Source organism: Bacillus sp. 491mf, from assembly GCF_900112415.1.
Classification (GTDB): Bacteria; Bacillota; Bacilli; order Bacillales; family Bacillaceae_G; genus Bacillus_A.
The window spans coordinates 24,030-42,013 of the sequence record NZ_FOLV01000016.1 but is presented as its reverse complement, the minus strand read 5'-3'; the positions used below and the strand labels follow the sequence as shown (position 1 = coordinate 42,013).

Genomic DNA, 17,984 nt, shown 5'->3' with positions numbered 1-17,984 from the left:
CCCGTTTCAAAACACATTAGCTTTGAATTGGGGGCAAATTTATCGCACGTTTGAAAAAAACGTGTTTAGAATTGCTAAATTCTCCTGTAAAAAGGTTTGATGTTTTTCAATGCCTCTTTTTTTACACCAACCAATTGAGTTAAATGCATCCATAAAGCGATAAAATGGTAAAACTTCCTGTAAATTAATAAGAGGGCGAACGGACTCGTAGCCTTGTTGATAAGCTTCCATTGTGCCGGGATATTTTATAAAGATATCACGATTGATTTTTGTGAAATCTATTTCGGTTGCTCCGATGCGGGTACCTTCAAAGTCAATGATACCCGCTACTTGATTTTCATAAACTAAAATATTACCAGGGCGAAAATCCATATGTATAAAACTAGGTCCGTCTGGAGACGGAAGTAATTTCAAATGATGTTCAAAATATTGCAAGCTTTGTTCGTATAAATGTGGGTCGATTACTTCTTTTGCATATTTTGTAAAGGAATAAAAAAATTGCTGAATAAACGCAGACCATTGATTATACACATTGGGAATGGAACTTTTGAAGTCTTGCTCATTCGGAATAATTGCATGCAACGTAGCGTGTTGCACTCCGATATCATAAGCTAATTTGGCATCTACCTTCTCTGTAGCCGGTACACCGTTGATTGCGGATAATAACAATGCACCGCTACATTCCTCATTTCCTCCCCAATAATCTAATACTTGTGGTACGGATAACTCATGGGGTAATCGATCAAGTATGGTATATTCACGTTCAAGTTTTACTTTAGAAGAAGGAATCTTAACATAAACTGTACGTTGATTGATTAACTTGATTTTATAAACTGTTGAACTAAAAGATTGAGGAACATCTTCAATTATTAATACGTGTAGTTTGAATTTTTCTATGACTTGTTCCAGCTTATCCATTTGCAAACCACCTATCTATAAACATCGAATATAAGCAAAGGTCTCTAGAATACATATAAGGCTACTAGTTCAACCCATACTTTTTCAACCGATATTGCAAGTTTTGCCTACTTAATCCTAAATACTTCGCGGCTTGCGAGATATTTCCATTATGCTCGCTAAGAATTTCAATGATATATTCTTTTTCCATGTCTTTCATTGTGTTCTTTAAAGTTTTCGATTGATTGCTTTCCCATCTAGCCAGGGGAGGTTGAATAGAGCATTCATTTTTTGTTAGCTCATAAAGACGGGTTGGGATATGGGATGTTGTAATCATTTCCTCATCTTCAATTAAGTTCATAGAACCTTCAATGATGTGCTCTAACTCGCGAATATTTCCGGGCCAATCGTGTTGATAGAAAAAGTCGATTACGTTGTCATCCACACCTTGTACTTGTAAGCCAAACTGCATATTATATTTTTCAATAAAACGATGAAGAAGCGGTAAAATGTCATCTTTACGCTGCCGTAAAGATGGGAGAAATAAAGTAACGACGCTTAATCTGTAATATAAATCTTTTCGTAAGCGATTGTGCGTGATAGCTTCAATTGGATCTTCATTAATTGTAGCTATGATGCGAACGTCTACTTCTTTTTCTTGTGTTCCGCCGATTCTTCGGATTGTTTTATCTTGGATGGCACGCAATAATTTAGCTTGCAGTGCTGGACTTAATGAGTTAATTTCATCTAATAATAAAGTTCCTCCATGCGCTTCCTCAAATAAACCAGGTTTATCGATTGCTCCTGTAAAAGCTCCTTTGTTTGTACCGAATAATAAGCTTTCCATTAAAGTTTCAGGAATGGCTGCACAATTTTGCGAGATAAAAGGCTTTCCGGCACGCTGGCTTTCATGATGAATACTTTGTGCAAATAATTCTTTTCCGGTTCCTGTTTCTCCGACGATCAGTACAGAGGAAGAGGTCCGTGTTACTCTTTTCGCTTCTGTAATAACCGATTGAATAGCGCTAGAATTCCCTATTATATGATCGAAGGTAAATTTCGTATGATGCACTCGCATGGCGTTTCCTTTACTCATTTGTTTTAATGGAGGAAACTCTTTTACGATTTCAACAGCGCCCTTGATTTTTCCGTTCTTCACGATCGGAAAGGTATCATTAATCGTTGTAATCTCTTGTCCTTTATTATTAAAATACGTTTGTTTGATATTTTTCTTTGCTTTTCCAAGTGTTAACGCCTCGATAAGAGTACTGTTTTGATTTTCTTCAAATGCAAATACTTCTAAAAGATTTTTATAGAGTACATCTTTATGATCCATCGATTCAATTTCCATCATTTTACGATTATAGATGATCGTTTTGCCTTCTTCGTTAATCATGTGAATCCCAATATCAATTTCATTCAGTAAAGTTTCATATAACGAATTCATTTCAACTAATTTTTTGAAATTGATTTCTTCTGTATGCATGTTTCATCTTCTCCTCGTTATACTCTATGAAGACTGATTTTTCTTAATTTTAATAAAATTTTTGCAAGTATGCAAAAAAAATTTGCGTTTTTAACCTTAAAAATTTGTCAAAGAGAAGAAAGAGTTTGTGTAAAATGCAGATGTTTTCAGTACGAACTCTTAAATCCAAGTAAAAAAATTAGGTTGGTATACATCTTGCATAAATAATAGTTGAATTCTAGCAATTTGGAGGTGGGTTAAAGGGGTTACATGCGCAATTCATAAGAGAGAGAGGTTTAAAAGATGAAAACAGTGATAGAAAACGTGTACAGTCCTTGTTATGGCAAAGTTGCGAAATTATTTATTAACGAAAGCTCCTATGTTTATGAGTGGGAGAAATTAGCTTTAATTGAAACGATGGATGAGCGGAAAGTAGAAGTAAAAGTGGGAATTAGCGGCTATGTGGAATTGCTAGAAGTAGAAGAAGGACAAGCTATCACGAATGAAACATTATTAATATCAGTTAGAGATGATTTATTGATCACAGGAAGTGATTAATACAGTCTTTCTAGATAATGTACCGTTTTCTAAGAGTCTTTTAAACAATTGTAGTAAATGATAAAGAAATTTTCGTAGCAACTATCTATCGGGTTATCGGTATTTCCTTGGATTGGGAGAGTTTCTTTTGAAACATCTCCCTCCTGTTACAAATTTATAGTAATAATGAGAATGCACTTTTATTTTTTTACATTATTTTTAAGGCGTTTACATCTTTGGGCAAGGGGGATTCATATGGAAAAGCAAAACCAGGAGTTAAAGCGAGAGCTAAAAAGTCGGCACATATTTATGATTGCACTTGGAGGGGTTATCGGTACAGGGCTTTTCTTAGGATCTGGCTATACAATTCATGAAGCCGGACCAGGCGGTGCACTTGTTGCGTATCTTGTTGGGGGCTTTGTTATGTATTTAACGATGCTCTGCCTTGGCGAATTAGCAGTTGCTATGCCGAATGCAGGATCTTATCAAATGTATGCTGCAAAGAATATTTCGCCTGCGGTAGGTTATGTAGTTGGTTGGATGTCATGGTTAAACTGGGCTGCTACGATAGGGATTGAGTTGATTGCAGTAAGCATTTTAATGAAGCGCTGGTTTCCTCATGTACCATCTTGGATATGGTGCGTCGTGTTTGCAGTCCTTCTTTTTTCGATTAATGCATTATCATCACGGAGTTTTGCGGAAGTTGAGTTTTGGGTTGCGGGCATTAAAGTCATTACGATTATTGCATTTATTATTTTAGGCGGGGCAGCGATGTTCGGATTTTTACATATGAAAGGAAATGAAGCAGCACCGATACTTTCAAACTTTACTGATCACGGGGGACTGTTCCCGAATGGACTGACAGCGGTTCTAATTACAATGATTGCCGTTAATTTCTCCTTTCAGGGGACCGAAATTGTTGGGATTGCGGCCGGTGAGAGTGAAAATCCGGAGAAAGCCATTCCGCAAGCAATTAAAAATACAGCTTGGCGTATATTGGTTTTCTTTATACTTTCTATGTTCATACTCGCTGGGTTATTCCCGTGGGAAAAAGCGGGATTAGTAGAAAGTCCATTCGTAGTTGTATTTGATAAAATTGGGATTCCATATGCTGCAGATATTATGAACTTTGTTATTATTACAGCGGTGTTATCAGTAGCAAATTCGGGCTTATATGCAACTTCTCGTATGCTTTGGTCTATGTCGAATCAAGGGATGATTAGTCCAATTTTTGGGAAGTTATCTAAAAAGGGTGTTCCTATTTATGCATTAATTACAAGTATGATTTTTGGTTGTCTTTCTTTATTATCTGGTATATATGCAGAGGATACAGTTTATTTATGGCTTCTTTCTATTGCAGGATTCGGTGGAATACTAGTCTGGGCATCGATTGGTTTATCCAATCTTCTTAGTAGAAGAACGTACATAAAGCAAGGCGGGGATATTAAGGATCTGAAATTTAAAACGCCGTTGTATCCCGTTGTGCCACTCCTTTGTTTCGGATTGAATATGGCTGTAATTGTGAGCATGGCTTTTATTCCAGATCAACGTATGGCATTGTATTGTGGTATTCCGTTTCTGCTTGCTTGCTTACTGTTTTATCATTTTTCTAAGAATAAAAAAATGAAACAGACTGAAGAAACAAATGCAAAAGAAGTACATAGCTTATAATGAAAACAAGGAAAATCGGTGCATGCTGCGCCGATTTTCTTTGTTTTTTATGTGGAATGCGCTATTCTTCTTTCGCTGATTTGTTTTTCATCGCAATTAATTTTTCCTTTACTAATTCTACCGCAATTGCATCATCTAAGTATCCAATGGGAAATATGTAATCTGGAATAATATCTGTTGATAAAACGAAATAAAGCAAGGCACTTCCGATAATTGCTCGTTCTTGCGATGTAATCGTTTCGTTGCAAAATTGATGATACATATCTGTGAGTTGATCAATGAAAGGACCTGTACTATCAAGCTGTTGCAATTTTGCTAGGAATCCTTCATGAATAAGGCGTGTGCCTTCTGTTGTTTTCGCATAGCGTTCGTAATTTTCAAGCTCTTGTTTTACACGAGTTGTTGTGTACTTGTAATCAAATACGTTAGAGGATTGTAATATGTTTTGAATGGCATCAATTGATGTATATATTTCAGTCTGGGGTTCAGTAGTTTGGTGAGGCTGTTTGGCGTACGTTGCATCATATAAGAACTGTATAGGAATTTGGAGACATTCTGCAAATTTTTGAAGGTGCTTTTTCTTCGCTTGTTGCTTTCCATTAATAATTCGTGAAATGGTGGAAGGGTCAATATTGGTTAGCGTTCCAAATTGTCGCATCGATAGTGAACGCTCTTGTAACAATTCCTTTAATACCGTACCGAGTTGATGATTTATATTCTGAATAGACATAGGTTTAGGCGCTCCTTTTTGTTTCTGAAATGTTGATATTTTATTAAAAGTATATGAAACAGACAGGCACAATTGCTCAATATTTGCATACGATGCAATAAAAAAAGCAATAAGGGAGTGCTTATTGATGTATATAACAAGTTTTCTTTCCATTCTTTTTATTGGGGTAGCTTCAAATTTAGATAATGCAGGTGTAGGTATTGCTTATGGAATTCGGAAGATCCATATCTCATGGTCCAATAATTTTATCATAGCTTTCTTCGGCTTTTTCTTTACACTGTTGGCAGGATTTTTCGGGAATTGGATTTCTTTGTTTATTTCAGATGTTACAGCTAATGTGATTGGTGCTATCGTATTGGGGAGTATTGGCGTATTGGTATTATGCCAGCCGATGCTTAGTAAAGCGGTAGATGAGAGAAAGCAAGGTAATGTATTGATGCGTATTTTACGTAATCCAGAAGCCGCCGATTTTGATGAGTCTAAAACAATTGGCTTTTCAGAAGCAATTGTGCTTGGCGTTGCATTATCCATTAATAACATTGCGGGTGGTTTTGATGCAGGTGTGACAAATTTGAATTTGTGGATGACCGCTATTATTTCGGGCTGCTTTAGCTTCTTATGTGTGAGGTTCTGTTCTTATATCGGTAAAAAATACTTAGCGCTGTATTTAGGGAAATGGGCAACGATCATTGCTGGAGCTTTGCTTATTATCATTGCAGTTAATCAAGTTTTGTGAAAGATATAAAATTAGAGAGGGCGAGAGCGTCTGGCTGTGCATAGAGGCGACCAGGGCCTATTCCTGCCACGTGCGAGAATGAAAACAAAAGGAGAAAGCAAGTAGCGGTCATGATGTATTCTGCGTAGCAGTAAGTATAGAGAAAAACAAATTTCTAGCATTTCCTCGGAAATACAACAAACCATTGCATATGTCGACGACATTTTATTTATACTAACATAGAATTTAGGTAAAGGAAGGTGTTAGTATGGGACGCGGTAAATCCTTTGATCATAAGAAAAAAGGTCATGATCATCAACCTCCAAAAGGTGCGTATATTCATAAAGATGTAAATGAACATACGTTAGAAGAGGAAGAATTACCAGTAAATATTGAAACGTATAAAAATAGTTTGAAAAAACATTAAAAAGCACCTAAAGAGGTGCTTTTTCTACATGTAATGGACGTTTCACTTTACCGAATGTCTTCAAATAATTGTTCCGTTTCTTCATACATTTCATAGTCGCTTAGTACTTGAATACAGCGCCATTTTAGCTCTTCGATATTTTGTTCTAAGTCTTCAGGGATTAGATTTTGAATGTCTTCTAATTCGATGCCAAAATGGACGATTTCTAATACTTTGTCATCAATACTTCGATCCATTAACAATTCCAGAACATCTAGATTAAATATGTATCGATAGGCTTCATCAAGGGAAACAACTTTTAATTTTAAACTTTCAACGATACTTAATACAAAAAGAAGGATCGTCTTCTCAAGAACTGCCTGATCTTCTGTTTGAAGGATGAGTTTCATGAGCACCTCCATCTTCCTCAACGGCTTACCGTCTGTAAGAGTTGATTAGTTAACCATTTAGAGCGAAATGTATTCTCTAAACTGAAGTTTCCTTTTATAAAACCTAGGCTGTACTTGTACTATACTATTCAAGGGTACATGGTGAATATGCACAATTATATTGAAAAAAGCGTCGTTTCAGACGCTTTTTAGAAAATGCTCCAACCTTCTTGTTCAGAAAGTAATTCTAATATTTTAAATCCAGCAATGCTATTTCCGTTTTCATCTAGTGCAGGACCAAAAATACCAATACCCATTTCACCTTTTACACATCCTAAAATTCCGCCAGCTACACCACTTTTCGCTGGAATCCCAACGCGAATTGCAAATTCTCCAGATTCGTTGTACATACCACATGTGACCATAAAGGTTTTACAAATTTTCGTAATGTGTTTTGGGATAATTTGCTTTTTATAATATGGATCATAACCATCCATTGCAAAGATAAGTCCAATACGAGCTAAGTCGATGCAGTTTACTTCGATTGCGCATTGACGTGTGTATAGGTCCATTAACTCTTCGATATCCCCATCAATGATGTTGTTTTGCTTCATATAGTAGCAAAGAGAACGATTTAAATAAGCTGTTTCTAATTCAGAGATGGCCACTTTAGAAGAATAGTTAATGGAAGGATTAGCTGTAATTTCACGCACAAAGTGAAGGATACGCTCCATTTTCTCTTCATTAGAATTTCCGGCAATCATACTCGTAATCGCTAATGCCCCGGCATTAATCATTGGATTTAATGGTTTAGATGGGCTTGTTGTCTCTAGCTTAATAATAGAATTAAAAGGATCACCAGTTGGTTCCATGCCAACTTTCGAAAATACGTACTCCTCACCGCAATCTAAAAGTGCGAGTGCAAGTGTAATTACCTTCGAAATACTTTGAAGTGTAAAGAGTGTCTGGGATTTTCCAGCATGAACGTAATGGTCGTCTTTATGAAAAATCGCAATTCCTAAATCATTAGGATCTGCATTTCCTAACTCAGGAATATACGTTGCAAGCTTACCTTGTTTCGTATAGGGCTGAACTCGATCTAATAATTGTTGTAAGTTGTTCGTCTCGATACACTGCATAATAAACACCCCTAGTTGTATTAGTGATTAAGCTTAACTTGCGAGGCAAGTGTGGAAGTAAATAATAACATGAAATCGAGGAATGATGAAATGCAACTTCTATTTACTTCTTGGGTATGTAAAATGAAAAAATGCCAAAAAAACCTTTTTCTTTTAGGGTGGTCGAGAGTGTCTGGCTGTGCATAGGAGCGGTCAGTGCCTGTTTGTGCCACGTGCGAGGTTTTAAATCCAGTGCAGGTCATCTTTTTTTCTGTATAGCAGCGGCTTATGTGTCGGAAAATTTAAATGAATATACATAGAATTAAATAAACGAGCATAAATTTATAAAAAAACCAATCATAATAACTACACATCTATACAACTATATGTTATTATGTTCCTGTAATAGAAAGCGTTTTCTAAAACATATTTGTATTTGGTAACGATTTCATAATTAGGATAGGGGGAATTCAGATGTTGCAGTTTTTACAACGTATTGGTAAAGCGTTAATGCTCCCAATTGCGGTACTACCAGCAGCCGGTCTATTGCTTCGTTTAGGGCAACCTGACGTATTTAATATTCCTGTTATGGCACAAGCCGGTGCAGCAATTTTTGATAACTTAGCACTTATTTTTGCAATTGGTGTTGCAGTTGGTTTGTCTGTTGATGGCAGCGGTGCCGCAGGTTTGGCCGGTGCGATTGGTTATCTTATTTTGAAAAATACGACTGATACTTTAAGTAAAGGGTATTCAGCGGCAGAGTTAAACGATAAGTTGAAAAGTGTTCAAGATTTAGTGGGTTCTGTAGATCCATCTAAAGTAGCAGATACGTTAGGAAAGATTTCTAAAGCGGCGACGTTAGCACCAAAAATTAATATGGCCATTTTAGGTGGTATCATCGCTGGTATTGTTGCGGGATTACTATATAACAAATTCTATAAAATTAAATTACCAGAATGGTTAGGATTCTTTGCTGGTAAACGTTTCGTTCCAATTATTACATCTGTAGTGATGCTTCTGTTAGGTTTAGTATTTGGAGAAATTTGGCCAACAATTCAAAGCGGTATCGATGCGGTAGCACATGGTATCGTTAACTTAGGAGCAATTGGTGCAGGGCTTTTCGGTTTATTAAACCGTTTATTGATCCCGATTGGTTTACACCATGTAATGAATACGTACTTCTGGTTTGTATTTGGTGAATTTACAAACACAGCAGGAGCGGTTGTAAATGGCGATATTGCTCGTTTCTTTGCAGGAGATCCAAGTGCAGGTATGTTTATGACAGGTTTCTTCCCAATCATGATGTTTGGTTTACCAGCAGCATGTTTTGCGATGATCGCAGCAGCAAAGCCAGAAAAGCGTAAAGCAGTTACAGGTATGTTAATTGGTCTTGCGTTAACTTCATTTTTAACTGGTATTACAGAACCAATTGAATTCTCATTTATGTTCTTATCTCCAGTATTATATGGGATTCATGCTATATTAACAGGTCTTTCTTTATTTATAACAACAAAGCTTGGCATTCACGATGGTTTTTCATTTAGTGCAGGTGCAATTGACTACGGTATTAACTTCGGTATTGCAACAAAGCCAGTATTATTAGCAGGTGTAGGCTTAGTTTATGCCGCAATTTACTTCTTTGTATTCTATTTCTTAATTAAGAAGTTAAACTTAAAAACGCCTGGTCGTGAAGATGATGAGTTATTAGAAGAGGGAACAATTGCAGTAGGTGAATCTGGTTCTATCGGTGAAGCTTATGTCGCAGCGTTAGGCGGAAAAGACAATTTAGCTGTTATTGACAACTGTGCTACTCGTCTTCGTCTACAAGTGAAAGATGCAAGTTTAATAAATGAACAAGCATTAAAACGTGCCGGCGCAAAAGGTGTTATGAAATTAAGTGATACAAGTGTACAAGTTATCGTTGGAACAAACGTTGAGTCTGTTGCTGATGATATGAAGAAGCACGTATAAGGAATATGAAGGCTCTGACTAAAAAGTCCACTTATTAGTCAGAGCCTTTCACTTTTTGGTATGATTCAGCACAGCGGGGGCGACTACTTGTATGTCGAATATCATCGAATGGTCTTTATCCCGCATTAACGGGCAGTAAAAGGTGGGGAAGGGCAAGGAAGAAAACTGCCCGTAAAAGCCCGATTGGTGAGAGCTTTCCATCAGTAAGAAAGGCGTCACTGATGGAAGTTTCACTTTATATTGTGTCGAAGCGCCGATATATTGCAAAGAACGGTCGATAACAGAAGTCAGCTTCGTTTTTTCATTACAAATGTAACGGCTATCTTGCATTTTGGGTGCTCATTTTTATTTTTTTGTACATAGCATTGGTAAAACATTGGTTGCGTGATAAAGTAAGATGTGAAATGAGCAACTATGTGAAAAGGCAGGTTTTTATTGTTATGAAAACTCGCGAACCAATTGTATATGTAAAACGAACGATTATTCTTAGTCTGTTGTTTGCCTTGGTATATTGGGGGTATGCGAAAATTACTTCCCATGATAAAGAAAAGGCAACTTTGCAAGCGATGAAAGAAGAAGAAAAAGAAGTGAAAAAAGAAGTAAAGAAAGAAGAAGTAAAGAAAGAAGAAGTAAAGAAAGAAGAAGTGGTAGCTGAGCAACCTCCGCAAGAAATTAATAATCATGCTCAATTAGATGAGTATATGAAGAGTAAAAACTTTAGCGGCACAGCGGTTGTTGTGAAAAATGGAGAGGTTCTTTTAAACAAAGGGTATGGACTTGCCAATCAAGAAAAAAAAGTTGCTAATAATTCAGAGACATCCTACTATATTGGTTCTATTACAAAAGCTTTTGTCGCAACTTCAATTATGCAATTGAAAGAACAAAATAAATTAAACATACAAGATACGGTCGCGAAATATATTCCTGATTTTCCAAGAGGTGGAGAGATTAAATTAGTGCATCTTCTTACACATACATCAGGGATCCCGGAGTACAGCGAGGGATCAGAGAGCATCACCCATGAGGAATTAATTAGAAGAATAGGAAAGCAAAAGTTGGCATTCCCGCCCGGATCACAATGGAAATACTCCGATTCTAACTATTCCGTGCTTGCGTATATTGCCGAGAAAGTGAGTGGACAATCCCTTCAAGATTATATTCAAAAGAATATCTTTGAAGTTGTCGGTATGAAACATTCCGGATTTGGTGATCAGTTTCAACAAGGAAAATATCCATCTACTGGTTATAAAATAGTAGACAATAAAATGACAACACCAGCTGTACCGAGTATGTCGCAATTATTTGGCTGCGGTGATATATACACGACTGCATATGATTTATATTTATTTGATCAAGCTTTGTTTACAGGAAAGCTGATTTCAAGCGATAGTTATCAACAAATGTTTACCGCAGTTAAAAAGGAGTATGGTTTTGGTTGGTATGTGAACCCTGGCAGTTATTCAAATCATGGTGTTATGCCAGGATGGAATTGTTTAAATAGTTTTAGTAAAGATGGAAATACATATGTTGTGTTATTATCAAATATTCAAAATAATATTAAGTCGTTTGGCGTTGTAAGTAATGATATTTATACGATGGTACGGCATGAGGAAGGTTAGAAAGCTATCTTACGAGATAGCTTTTTTTGTAGTTTTATATGGGGATTTTTGTGAAAAACAAAACCTAAAAAACTTTTCTATGCCTGGCCATGTATAGAAGCGGTCAGTGCCTGTTTCTGCCACGTGCGAGGTTTGAAACAAAGGGAGGAAGCGAGAACAGGTCTGCATAGCCTCGACTTCTATGTTGGGAAATTAAAATAAATTTAAATCTTTGGAAAAGCATGAGATAATGATAAAAAATGTAAAAAATAAGGAGATAAATATGGGGATCCATGAGCATCATGCCAGGAATGGAAAACGGTTTTTTCTTTTTTCTATTTTTATATTTTTACTTGCTATTATAGCGTTTATCCTTGAGTATGTTCGAACGCCGCATTTCCAGTGGAACAAAGATACAATGCCCTTTGTTAGCATGATAGTAACAGCCTGCCTGTTTATGATTTATAGTTTTGTAGAAAGAGGGAGAGCGAAGAAAATTGGCGCAACAATTCGGATCGAAGGGGCCGCGTCGATGCTACAACACCAGCGATTCGTTGTGCGAAGAGAAGTATCTTACGTGACTACAGTTACATACTTTTCGATGGATGGAAATACAATGGGGATTTTAAGAGAAGAATATGAAACAAAACTGCAAAGGCTATGGAAGATTTTCGTATCGTTTTTTTTGAGCGCATTGATTGAAAAACGTTTTGTTTTGTATAACGAATTGGGCGAGGCGATGCTGATTGTAAAACAAAAAGCAGGCATGTCTTTTTCATATACGTTTTATGACTTGGCAGGGAATAAGATCGCTGGGTTGAAACAAATGTTGAGCTTAAAAAAGTTGAAGTGGTTCTTACTGTCTGAGCATGATGAAGAAATTGGTGAGATTACTGGAGATTTGTATGCGAATATCCAAAAGGGACAATGGAATGATGGTAGTGCTATTGAAGTAAAAGAAGATGCGATTCCAGTAGAAGCAATTGAGTATTTTTCGGCTAGTGGTGGCTCGCTTGTTAATTTATCAGTTGTGGAACATGCGAAGTATGAGAAAGCTTTATATTATGCGGTAGCCGCAATATTAACGTTGAAAAATAATTAGATATGGTGGAGGAGCTGACCCAAAAAACATATAAGCACTTTTTGGGTCATTCCTTTTTCACGTTATCGACCTTTCTTTGCAATATATCGGCGCTTCGACACGATTTAAAGACTTCTCGACTATATTCGACATATAAACAGTCGATTCACTGAGCTGAATCGTACCGAAAGGTGAAACTTTTGGGACATCCTCTTTTTTACTTTACTAGCGGGTAGGGAAATATCTTATATATGAATCCATTTAAGTTTTTCACCATAGAAATTGCGGTTATGCAAAATGCAACAAGACCTGCTCTTGTTTTCTACCTTTGTTTTAAAACAGGGAACAGGTCCTGTCTGCTTCTCTCGCCCCTTTAAAAAGAAAAGAATTTATCGTTTTTTATTACTTCACAACCTCAATTTTCAGTAGATTTGTTGTGCCACGTTCGTTAACAGGGACACCTGCTGTTACGATAATGATATCTTGCATAGAGACAAGCTGTCGTTCTTTAGCTTTACTTATTGCTTGTTCAATTACTTCATCTGTCGTTTGTTTTTGGGGAGTGAAAAGTGGATATATGCCCCAGACGAGTGCGAGTTGCTGCATAACAGATTGTTCAGATGTTGTTGCGATAATTGGTGTATTCGGACGGTATTTTGAAATCATTTGTGCTGTATAACCGCTTTTTGTTGGTGTTAAAATTGCCTTTGCTTGTAAAGAATAAGCTGCTTGGACAGCAGCAGCTCCAATTGTTTCTGTTATTTGTTTATGGTCATTGTGAAGAGACTGCTTTTGGTTTTGAAATAAAGAAGATTCTTCTACTTGCAGAGCAATTTTATCCATCATTTGTACAGCTTCTACTGGATATTCACCGGCAGCTGTCTCTCCAGAAAGCATAATCGCATCTGTTCCGTCAAAGATGGCGTTTGCTACATCGGATGCTTCCGCTCTTGTTGGTCTTGGATTTCTTTGCATAGAATCGAGCATTTGTGTTGCTGTAATGACTGGTTTTCCTAGCGTATTGCAAGTATGAATCAATTGTTTTTGAATGATTGGTACATATTCTGCCGGAATTTCGATCCCCATATCACCGCGTGCAACCATAATCCCATCTGTAACTTCGACAATTTCTTTTATATTCTCAATTCCCTCTTGGTTTTCAATTTTTGCGATGATACGAATATGCGAGGCGTTATACGCTGCTAATATATCGCGTACTTCTAAAATGTCGGTAGCTTTACGTACAAAAGAGACTGCGATGTAATCAACCTGTTGCCCTATGCCAAAAAGAATATCTTGTTTATCTTTTTCAGTAATACCTGGCAGGCGGATTTTTACATTTGGTACGTTTACACCTTTATGATCTTTAATGATTCCACCATGTATAACTTTCGTTTGTAATTCGCCATTATCTTTCTTTGTTACCTCTAGCTCTAATAATCCATCATCGAGTAATAGATGCGATCCTATTTCTACATCATCATATAGACCTTCATAAGTGACAGAAAAACGTTGAGATGTTCCGAGCACTTTTTTCATGGAAACAATAACCGTTTCTCCTTCCCGTAATTCTGCTTGGCCACCTTCAAATTCATCTGTGCGAATTTTAGGTCCTTTAATATCTTGTAAGAGCGCAATGTTATTTTGAGAGGCTGTGGCAGCTTTTCGAATTGTGTTGATCCGAACTTGATGTTCTTCGTGCGTTCCATGAGAGAAATTTAACCGAGCCACATTCATTCCAGACTTTAGTAAAGAGAGCAGTGTTTCGTATTGTTCACATGCAGGTCCAATTGTGCAGACAATTTTTGTTTTTCGCATATCAAATTCCTCCTATTTATAGAAGCTTCATTTTAATATGTTGCACTTGTAGGTGTACTTCATGTATACGTATGTAATTTGTATTATTTACTGTTAAAAGTGTTGTTTTTGGATATAGTCCTATGTATATAGAAGAACGTGGTTTTCATAATGGAGAAGTTGTATCGAAACAGGTATAACTTTTTTAATTCTGTTCCAAAAAAACTATAACAGAATATAAGGAATTAGTATTACAGTTTGTGATAGGTACGACTTTTATGTTACAGGAAAACATTTCCTGATTAAGATGCCAAAAAGATGAAATTATGAAAAGAGAGGTTGATTTACCAAAGTTTTCAACAGAGTTTCCACTACGATTGCAGTGATATGCTCAATTATTCACAAACATGTCACAACTTAAACGTTCATGTTTTCAAAAAAGTAGTATCCTAAATACGTAAGCTGTTATATAAAAATTCTTAGTCCTGTACTAATCATAAAATGGAGGAGATTAGGATGACTGAAGTATTAGAAAATGTAAAAAACGCATGGGAAAACTTTAAAGGTGAAAAGTGGAGAGCAGAGATTGATGTTCGCGACTTCATTTTAAATAACATAAACGTTTATGAAGGTGATGATACCTTCTTAGCTGAAGCAACAGAAGCGACGAAACAACTTTGGGATCAAGTAATGGATTTAACAACACAAGAACGTGACAATGGCGGCGTCCTTGACATGGATACAGAAATTGTTTCTACTATTACATCACATGGTCCAGGATATTTAAATAAAGATATTGAAAAAGTAGTTGGTTTCCAAACTGACAAACCATTCAAACGTTCATTACAACCATTCGGTGGTGTTCGTATGGCAGAGCTATCTTGTGAAGCTTACGGATACGAAATGGACAAAGAACTAAGCCGTATTTTCAGAGACTATCGTAAAACGCATAACCAAGGTGTATTCGATGCTTATACTCCAGAAATGAGAGCAGCTCGTAAATCAGGCGTTATTACAGGTCTTCCAGATGCATATGGCCGTGGTCGTATTATTGGTGACTATCGCCGCGTTGCATTATACGGTATTGATCGTTTAATCGAAATGAAAAAAGCAGATTTAAACTTAACGAGCAGTGTAATGAGCGAAGAGACAATTCGTTTACGCGAAGAGTTATCTGAGCAAATGCGTGCCCTTCAAGAATTAAAACAAATGGCAGCTTCTCATGGTTTTGATATTTCTAAACCAGCAACAAATGCACAAGAAGCATTCCAATGGTTATATTTTGGTTATCTTGCAGCAATTAAAGAGCAAAATGGTGCAGCAATGAGCCTTGGCCGTACATCTACTTTCTTAGATATCTATGTTGAAAGAGATTTAGCAAACGGTACATTAACAGAAGAAGCAGCACAAGAAATTGTTGACCACTTCATTATGAAATTACGTCTTGTGAAATTCGCAAGAACACCTGATTATAATGAATTATTCTCTGGTGACCCAACTTGGGTAACAGAATCTATCGGTGGTATTTCACTTGATGGTCGTCCATTAGTAACGAAAAACTCATTCCGTTTCTTGCATACATTAGATAACTTAGGACCAGCTCCAGAACCAAACTTAACAGTTCTTTGGTCTAAACAATTACCAGAGGGCTTTAAAAACTACTGTGCGAAAATGTCTATCAAAACATCTGCAATTCAATATGAAAATGATGACATTATGCGCCCAGAATACGGTGATGACTACGGTATTGCTTGCTGTGTATCTGCAATGAGAATTGGTAAACAAATGCAATTCTTCGGAGCACGTGCAAACTTAGCGAAAGCATTATTATATGCGATCAACGGTGGTAAAGACGAAAAATCAAAAGCACAAGTTGCACCTGAATATGCACCAATTACTTCTGAAGTATTAGATTATGAAGAAGTTATGCGTAAATTCGATGTGACAATGGAATGGTTAGCAGGTCTTTACTTAAATACATTAAATGTAATTCATTACATGCATGATAAATATAGCTATGAGCGTATCGAAATGGCACTTCATGATACAGAGATTATTCGTACAATGGCAACAGGTATCGCAGGATTATCTGTAGTAGCTGACTCTTTAAGTGCAATTAAATATGCGAAAGTAAAACCAATTCGTGATGAAAATGGTCTTGCTGTTGATTTTGAAATTGAAGGAGATTTCCCTAAATACGGTAACAACGATGACCGTGTAGATGAAATGGCAGTAAACCTTGTAAAAACATTTATGAACAAGCTTCGTAAACATAAAACATATCGTAACTCTGTTCATACAATGTCAATCTTAACAATCACATCTAACGTTGTATACGGTAAGAAAACTGGTAACACACCAGATGGCCGTCGTGCCGGCGAACCGTTTGCACCAGGTGCAAACCCAATGCATGGCCGTGATACAAAAGGTGCACTAGCATCATTATTATCTGTTGCGAAATTACCATATGAAGAGGCAAGAGATGGTATTTCTAACACATTCTCTATTATTCCAAAAGCGCTTGGAAAAGAAGAAGATGTACAGATTCGCAACTTAGTATCTATGTTAGATGGGTATGCTATAAAAGAAGGACATCACTTAAATATTAACGTATTTAACCGTGAAACATTAATGGATGCAATGGAACATCCTGAAAAATATCCACAATTAACAATTCGTGTATCTGGTTACGCTGTTAACTTCATTAAGTTAACTCGTGAACAACAAATTGACGTTATTAACCGTACAATGCACGAAAGCATGTAAGTAAAAAAGTTTCCCTCTGTTTTTCATCAGGGCAGAGGGGAGCTGTTTTAATAGAGGAGGAAGTAACATGGTAAAAGGAAGAATTCATTCTGTTGAGTCTTGTGGTACTGTTGATGGCCCAGGGATTCGTTATATCATCTTTACGCAAGGGTGTTTACTACGTTGTCAATATTGTCATAATGCGGATACGTGGGAAATTGGTAAAGGGAAAGAAATAACAGTCGAAGAAGTGATGCAGGATGTTACATGTTACACTCCTTTTATGGAAGCTTCCGGCGGTGGTATTACTGTAAGTGGCGGTGAGCCGCTATTACAGTTAGACTTTTTGATTGAACTGTTTAAGAAATGTAAAGAGGTCGGCATTCATACGACAATTGATTCTTCCGGAGGATGTTATTCTGAAGATGAAGAATTCCAAAGAAAACTAGATATTTTGATGGAATATACAGATTTGGTATTACTTGACTTAAAACATATTGATTCAAAAAGACATCGCAAATTAACGGGCAAACCGAACGAACATATTTTACAATTTGCTCGTTATTTATCAGATAAAAAGAAACCAATTTGGGTGCGTCATGTACTTGTACCTGGAGTTACTGATAGTACAGAAGACCTAGAGAAATTGGCGGCCTTTATTCAAACTCTTGGTAATGTGGAAAAGGTAGAAGTATTGCCATACCATAAGTTAGGGGTTTATAAATGGGAGGCACTAGGTCACAAGTATCCTCTTGAAGGAGTAGAGCCTCCAACGGAAGAAAGCGTTCAAAAAGCAAAGAATATTTTAGGAGCAGTCTAATCCAATTGTGGATTAGGCTTTTTTCTTTCTTTCGATAAATAGTA

At 36.7% G+C, this 17,984-nt stretch carries 15 protein-coding genes and 1 pseudogene; 9 read left to right on the top strand and 7 right to left on the bottom strand.

The window, feature by feature from the left end; all coding sequences use genetic code 11:
- Nucleotides 1-39: 39 nt before the first annotated feature.
- Both BM211_RS15525 and BM211_RS15520 read right to left on the bottom strand, forming a co-directional pair.
- Nucleotides 40-918, bottom strand: coding sequence for an aminoglycoside phosphotransferase family protein (locus BM211_RS15525; protein ID WP_090998453.1), 879 nt, complete (start codon nt 916-918; stop codon nt 40-42).
- Between the two features lie 64 nt (nt 919-982).
- Complete coding sequence (locus tag BM211_RS15520; RefSeq protein WP_090998452.1) at nt 983-2,383, bottom strand: sigma-54 interaction domain-containing protein; 1,401 nt, start codon at nt 2,381-2,383, stop codon at nt 983-985.
- A 282-nt stretch (nt 2,384-2,665) separates the two neighbouring features.
- On the opposite strand from BM211_RS15520, the gene BM211_RS15515 reads away from it, so the two are divergent.
- Nucleotides 2,666-2,920, top strand: coding sequence for a biotin/lipoyl attachment domain-containing protein (locus tag BM211_RS15515; protein WP_035433467.1), 255 nt, complete (start codon nt 2,666-2,668; stop codon nt 2,918-2,920).
- 234 nt (nt 2,921-3,154) lie between these two features.
- Nucleotides 3,155-4,570, top strand: a complete 1,416-nt coding sequence (locus tag BM211_RS15510; protein WP_090998450.1) for an amino acid permease — start codon at nt 3,155-3,157, stop codon at nt 4,568-4,570.
- A 61-nt stretch (nt 4,571-4,631) separates the two neighbouring features.
- On the opposite strand, the gene BM211_RS15505 is transcribed toward BM211_RS15510, so the two are convergent.
- Complete coding sequence (locus BM211_RS15505) at nt 4,632-5,300, bottom strand: DUF1232 domain-containing protein (protein ID WP_035433469.1); 669 nt, start codon at nt 5,298-5,300, stop codon at nt 4,632-4,634.
- Nucleotides 5,301-5,427: 127 nt separating this feature from the next.
- Here BM211_RS15505 and BM211_RS15500 point away from each other — a divergent pair, with 127 nt between their 5' ends.
- Together BM211_RS15500 and BM211_RS26510 are read left to right on the top strand one after the other, a co-directional pair.
- Entirely contained in the window at nt 5,428-6,036 is a 609-nt protein-coding gene (locus BM211_RS15500) for a manganese efflux pump (protein WP_035433470.1), read from the top strand.
- Nucleotides 6,037-6,283: 247 nt separating this feature from the next.
- Nucleotides 6,284-6,442, top strand: coding sequence for a hypothetical protein (locus BM211_RS26510; protein ID WP_020061179.1), 159 nt, complete (start codon nt 6,284-6,286; stop codon nt 6,440-6,442).
- Nucleotides 6,443-6,489: 47 nt separating this feature from the next.
- Here BM211_RS26510 and BM211_RS15490 read toward each other — a convergent pair whose 3' ends face one another.
- Both BM211_RS15490 and glsA read right to left on the bottom strand, forming a co-directional pair.
- Complete coding sequence (locus tag BM211_RS15490; protein WP_035433471.1) at nt 6,490-6,831, bottom strand: DUF3969 family protein; 342 nt, start codon at nt 6,829-6,831, stop codon at nt 6,490-6,492.
- 188 nt (nt 6,832-7,019) lie between these two features.
- A complete protein-coding gene (gene glsA / locus BM211_RS15485; protein WP_035433472.1) occupies nt 7,020-7,949 on the bottom strand; it encodes a glutaminase A in 930 nt (309 codons plus the stop codon).
- Nucleotides 7,950-8,402: 453 nt separating this feature from the next.
- Here glsA and nagE point away from each other — a divergent pair, with 453 nt between their 5' ends.
- Nucleotides 8,403-9,899, top strand: coding sequence for an N-acetylglucosamine-specific PTS transporter subunit IIBC (gene nagE, locus BM211_RS15480; RefSeq protein WP_090998448.1), 1,497 nt, complete (start codon nt 8,403-8,405; stop codon nt 9,897-9,899).
- Nucleotides 9,900-9,947: 48 nt separating this feature from the next.
- On the opposite strand, the gene BM211_RS26035 is transcribed toward nagE, so the two are convergent.
- Complete coding sequence (locus BM211_RS26035) at nt 9,948-10,229, bottom strand: hypothetical protein (protein WP_141771652.1); 282 nt, start codon at nt 10,227-10,229, stop codon at nt 9,948-9,950.
- A 110-nt stretch (nt 10,230-10,339) separates the two neighbouring features.
- Between BM211_RS26035 and BM211_RS15475 the strand changes: the two genes are divergently transcribed.
- Together BM211_RS15475 and BM211_RS15470 are read left to right on the top strand one after the other, a co-directional pair.
- Nucleotides 10,340-11,518 (top strand): serine hydrolase domain-containing protein, encoded by a 1,179-nt coding sequence (locus BM211_RS15475; RefSeq protein WP_256217131.1) that lies wholly within the window; start codon nt 10,340-10,342, stop codon nt 11,516-11,518.
- Between the two features lie 262 nt (nt 11,519-11,780).
- Nucleotides 11,781-12,599 carry a sugar ABC transporter ATP-binding protein gene (locus tag BM211_RS15470; protein ID WP_090998445.1) on the top strand — a complete coding sequence of 273 codons (819 nt, stop codon included), beginning with the start codon at nt 11,781-11,783 and terminating at the stop codon, nt 12,597-12,599.
- A 387-nt stretch (nt 12,600-12,986) separates the two neighbouring features.
- Here BM211_RS15470 and pyk read toward each other — a convergent pair.
- Nucleotides 12,987-14,396, bottom strand: a pseudogene (gene pyk / locus BM211_RS15465) (pyruvate kinase); the annotation flags it as partial.
- Between the two features lie 495 nt (nt 14,397-14,891).
- Between pyk and pflB the strand changes: the two are divergent.
- On the top strand, nt 14,892-17,141 hold the full coding sequence (pflB, locus tag BM211_RS15460) for a formate C-acetyltransferase (protein ID WP_035433477.1): 2,250 nt from the start codon (nt 14,892-14,894) through the stop codon (nt 17,139-17,141).
- Nucleotides 17,142-17,208: 67 nt separating this feature from the next.
- Nucleotides 17,209-17,940, top strand: a complete 732-nt coding sequence (gene pflA, locus BM211_RS15455) for a pyruvate formate-lyase-activating protein (protein ID WP_035433478.1) — start codon at nt 17,209-17,211, stop codon at nt 17,938-17,940.
- Nucleotides 17,941-17,984: the final 44 nt, after the last annotated feature.